This is a genomic window from Pseudomonas agronomica, from assembly GCF_025917275.1.
Lineage (GTDB): Bacteria > Pseudomonadota > Gammaproteobacteria > Pseudomonadales > Pseudomonadaceae > Aquipseudomonas > Aquipseudomonas agronomica.
Genome location: NZ_JAOSHO010000387.1, coordinates 1 through 4,882, shown reverse-complemented (window position 1 = coordinate 4,882; position 4,882 = coordinate 1). Strand labels below are relative to the sequence as shown.

General features: G+C 53.5%; 4 protein-coding genes. 3 read left to right on the top strand and 1 reads right to left on the bottom strand.

All coding sequences use genetic code 11. The annotated features are described in order from the left end of the window. Positions 1 to 183 precede the first annotated feature (183 nt). Positions 184 to 783: an FMN-dependent NADH-azoreductase gene (locus OC610_RS21165; protein WP_264430496.1), complete on the top strand. Its 600-nt coding sequence runs from the start codon at positions 184 to 186 to the stop codon at positions 781 to 783. A 334-nt stretch (positions 784 to 1,117) separates the two neighbouring features. Next, positions 1,118 to 3,004 carry an ATP-binding protein gene (locus tag OC610_RS21160; RefSeq protein ID WP_264430494.1) on the top strand — a complete coding sequence of 629 codons (1,887 nt, stop codon included), beginning with the start codon at positions 1,118 to 1,120 and terminating at the stop codon, positions 3,002 to 3,004. 8 nt (positions 3,005 to 3,012) lie between these two features. Here OC610_RS21160 and OC610_RS21155 read toward each other — a convergent pair whose 3' ends face one another. Continuing rightward, on the bottom strand, positions 3,013 to 3,831 hold the full coding sequence (locus OC610_RS21155; protein WP_264430493.1) for a cyclase family protein: 819 nt from the start codon (positions 3,829 to 3,831) through the stop codon (positions 3,013 to 3,015). 180 nt (positions 3,832 to 4,011) lie between these two features. Between OC610_RS21155 and OC610_RS21150 the strand changes: the two genes are divergently transcribed. Beyond that, on the top strand, positions 4,012 to 4,878 hold the full coding sequence (locus OC610_RS21150; protein ID WP_264430491.1) for a carboxylate/amino acid/amine transporter: 867 nt from the start codon (positions 4,012 to 4,014) through the stop codon (positions 4,876 to 4,878). The last annotated feature ends 4 nt before the right edge of the window (positions 4,879 to 4,882 follow it).

The following is a 4,882-nucleotide window of genomic DNA, read 5'->3' as shown; positions in this document are numbered from 1 at the left end:
CTGCGCATCGAGCTGACCTGCAAGCCTAAGTAGCCAGCGGCGGGGCAGCGTCATAAAGCTTGCTCCGCTTATAAACGAAAATATCGATGTATTGCAGCAATTATTTGCGCTTTTTCATCGATATGATCGCGCTTAACCTTCACTCCATCGACTGACAACATTTTCAGATGGAGCCTACAAGCCATGTCCCGCGTCCTGATCATCGAAAGCAGTGCCCGCCAGCAAGATTCGGTTTCCCGTCAATTGACCCAGACCTTCATCAGCCAATGGAAAGCCGCACACCCGGCCGATGAAATCAGTGTCCGCGACTTGGCCATCAACCCTGTGCCGCACCTGGATGCCAACCTGCTGGGTGGCTGGATGAAACCGGTCGAGCAGCGCAACGACATCGAGAATGCTTCGCTGGAGCGCTCCAACCAACTGACCGAAGAGCTGCTGGCCGCCGATGTACTGGTGATGGCGGCGCCGATGTACAACTTCGCGATCCCCAGCACCTTGAAAGCCTGGCTCGACCACGTGCTGCGTGCCGGTGTGACCTTCAAGTACACCCCCACCGGCCCCCAGGGTTTGTTGACCGGCAAACGCGCCTTCGTGCTCACCGCTCGCGGCGGCATCCACGCCGGTGGCGCTTCCGATCACCAGGAACCGTACCTGCGCCAGGTCATGGGCTTCATCGGTATCCATGACGTGACGTTTATCCATGCCGAGGGCATGAACCTGGGCGGCGACTTCCAGGAGAAGGGTTTGAACCAGGCCAACGCCAAGCTTTCCCAGGTCGCCTGAGCCGTTAATCCTAGGGTAATCGCCGGGTGGTCTAGTGACTCGGCGCTTCCCTTCAAACCGTTTTGCGCATCGAACCTCCCTTTGCACTTATTGCTCCTGAGTGCATCAGCCCGATTGAACGCTTTAGCGAGATCGGGCTTTTTTTTGCCTGGAAAATGGTCGTTACCTGAACGCGTTCTGACCCAGGAACTGATGCGCAGGCATGGGCAGTGAAAAGAAAAGCTGGCCTTTTGGTCAATCATTCATGGCGGCCGCTCAGAGCCTGATGGAATAAAGCTGTGGTTTTCTTTTTATTCACAACCTATGCTGGGAGTTACAGTATGGAGGCTGTGATATGTTTAAACTCAAACGGAAAACATGGGCTTTACTTTTGATTTATATAGTCGGTGTCAGTGGCTATATTTATTACCTGTATGTCGAAACTCAGGGGATTCTCACTGACAACATCAATAACAAACTGCTTCATGCTGCCCTGGGCGCATCGGCCATCCTGGGTGACCGCTACCATGACCATCTAGTCGGCAAGCAATCCAAGTCGCAAACCCAGGACTGGGATACCATTCAAAAACTTTCCGGCTTTAATGATTCAATGGGCACGGCCTTTGTATACAGTGTCATCAAGCGAGAGGGAAAAGCTTATCTGGTTAGTTCCAGCGCGTCGAAGCGAGAAATCCAGGAGAAAAATTTTGTACGCTTCTTCGATCCTTATCCAGATGCCAGCCAGGCTTTGCTCGACAGTTTTGAACGCAGCGAACCCACATGGATCGACTATTCGGATCATTGGGGCGACTTTCGCGCCGTCTTTGTCCCACTAAAATCAAAAGACGGTACGTTGTATGTGGTGGGGGCGGAAATTACGTTGGCGGACTACTACCAGAAACTGAGGGAGGATTCTCTGCATCATATTGTCCTTGCTATTCTGGTCTTCTTGGCTTTTAGCATTTTATTTGTGGTTGATTTGTTGCGCATGCGTGTTCATCTTCAACAATTGGAAATCAACGAGCAGGTCTTGAATCGAGCGAAAAATGCTGCTGAAGAGGCGGATCGTTCAAAAACCAGATTTTTGGCCACCATGAGTCATGAAATCCGCACGCCCATGTATGGGGTTATCGGAGCGACGGAGCTATTGGCTCGTTCCGCTCTGAATCGCGAACAAAATCATTTGCTGAAAACCATTGATAGCAGCGGGCGAACCTTGCTCTCTCTTATTGATAACATCCTTGACCTTGCGAAGATCGAAGCGGGAAAGCTTGAGTTGAAATCCAGTGTTTTTGACGTGAGAGGACTGGTTTCATCCACGATCGAAATAATCCGGCAAAACATTCAGGACAAGTCGATAGCGTTTGAGATAAAGATTTCGCCGGACGTGCCGGCGTTGATTAAAACCGACATCGATTGCCTTCGCCGGATATTGATGAATCTGTTGGGTAATGCGGTCAAGTTCACCGAAGCGGGGAAAATATCGCTCATGATTGCGACCAGTGGCCATGGCCCTCAAGCTCGATTTGATTTCTCCATTTGCGATACTGGCATAGGCATCCCCTTGGAGCTGCAAGAGAACCTCTTCAAGCCCTTTGCCCAGCTTAAAGGGCCTGCTGGACAACGTTTTACCGGGAGTGGGCTGGGTCTTTCCATATGCAAGAACCTGGTTGAGGCGCAACGAGGAACTTTGTCCTTTACGAGTCAGCCCGGTGTGGGGTCGACGTTTTCCTTTTCACTTCCCGTGGAGCTTGTTTCTGCTTCAACAGTACCCTCTGATGACAATCATGCGACGGTTGATTTTGACTCGTCTTTTGCCCAAGCCTACCCTCACCAGATTCTATTGGTGGAGAATCATCCTGTGAGTCAGAAGGTCGCCACGGCGATGTTACAAGAACTTGGGTATTACCCTGAACTTGCTGCAGATGGCTTTCAAGCGATCCAACACTGCATGGCTTCGATCCCTGGGATCATTCTGATGGACATCAATATGCCTGTTATGGATGGGTTGGAGGCTGTTCGTAAAATTCGCGAGTTACCGGCAGGAGACACGTGCTACATCGTTGCTTTTACTGCGAGCGCCTTTTCGAGCGAGATCGAACGTTTCAGGGCGGCTGGCGCGGACGACATATTAACCAAGCCGGCAAATTTTCAGGCTTTGACTCGGGTACTCCAGCGAGCAACCCACTACCGGGATGACCATCAGGCCAGCATTCCGGTAGCGGATTTAATGTCGAGCTGAAGTGAGGCTCAGGGTATGAATGCCATCACCGAAACAGGCGAGCCTGATCCTTCTTTCAATCGGAGCACGCCGATGACCAGAGTGGTGCCCTTCGCCGGTAGCTGATCGAGATTGTTCAGGCACTCCAAAACGATGCCGTCCTTCTCCAGAATCTGACTGTTGGTGGCATAGATCGTATCTTGACCTGGGTCGGCACCGTGCGTATCGATGCCGACCCCTGCAATATGACGCTCTTCGAGCAGGAACTTGGTCGTCGCGGCCCCTATACCGGGAAAATGCGGGCCTTTCTCATCTTCATTTATGAACCGCTTCGGGTCGTTCCACAGGGCTTGCCAGCCTGTGTAAAACAATACAACAGCGCCTTGATCAATGCGTCCATGGACGTGTTCCCATTTTTCTATATCGCTGATGCCAATCACGTAGTCGGGATTGCCCCGGGCCAGATGTCGCATATCAATCACCACTGCCGGACGCACCAGGGATTCCGGCTTATAGGCATCAATCCCGATCGCATTGGGATGGAAACTATTAGGCGCGTTCATATGGGTTCCACTGTGTTCCCCTATGCTGAAGCGCCGCAAGTAATAACCATCTTTTTCCTGGGACGCCACTACGTCGAATGTCACCGGAGGATCGTTAGGCCAGAGCGGGATGTCCGGACTGATGATATGGCTGAGGTCGATGACTTTTTGAAACTTAATATTCTGCATTCCTTTGGCGTCCTTGTTTTCTGCGAAACCGTGGGGGATGCCGACCGCCAGGAACGCGACCAGTACACCTACGCAGACCCGTTTTAAACTGCGCTTACCTTGCTTTGATACCGCCATAACGATTGATGTCCCATTTGATCATTTATGGATTGCCATCCTTGTGCCCAGCTCTCGGCCAGCCATCCTCTATATCTCAATTTCATGCTCACTGACATCCCCGGCGCTGATGGCTATCCAGAGATTCGCGACAACCGCCAAAAACCGCTATCTTCGCCGCCATTCAAAACGAGGGGCGGTATGGGCTATCTAGTTTTTGTGACCTTGATCCAGGCGTTCTCCTTCAGCCTGATCGGCGAATACCTGGCGGGGCATGTCGACAGTTATTTCGCGGTGCTGGTGCGCGTCGTGCTGGCGGGACTGGTGTTCATTCCGCTGACGCGCTGGCGCCAGGTCGAACCGTCGTTCATGCGCGGCATGCTGTTGATTGGCGCCTTGCAGTTTGGCGTGACCTACGTCTGCCTCTATCTGAGTTTCCGGGTATTGACGGTGCCGGAAGTGCTGCTGTTCACCATCCTCACGCCGCTGCACGTGACCCTGATCGAAGACGCCCTCAATCGGCGCTTCAATCCGTGGGCCCTGATCGCTGCGCTGGTGGCCGTGGCCGGCGCGGCGGTGATTCGCTACGACCGGATCAACCCGGATTTCTTCATGGGCTTCTTGCTGTTGCAACTGGCCAACTTCACCTACGCGGCCGGGCAGGTGCTGTACAAACACTTGGTGGCGCGTCACCCAAACGACCTGCCGCACTATCGGCGTTTCGGTTATTTCTACCTCGGTGCGCTGATGGTGGCGTTGCCGGCGTTCCTGCTGTTCGGCAAGACGAATTTCTGGCCCGAAGCTCCGTTGCAATGGGGCGTGCTGGTCTTCCTCGGCCTGGTCTCCACCGCCCTGGGCCTCTATTGGTGGAACAAAGGCGCCTGCCTGGTCAATGGCGGCACGTTGGCGGTGATGAACAACCTGCACGTGCCGGTGGGGCTGCTGGTGAACCTGCTGATCTGGAACCAGCACGAGGCGCTGGGCCGGTTGCTGCTGGGTGGGTCGGTGATTTTGGCGGCGGTGTGGATCAGTCGATTGGGGATACGCCAACCGCTCGTTACACGCTGATCTC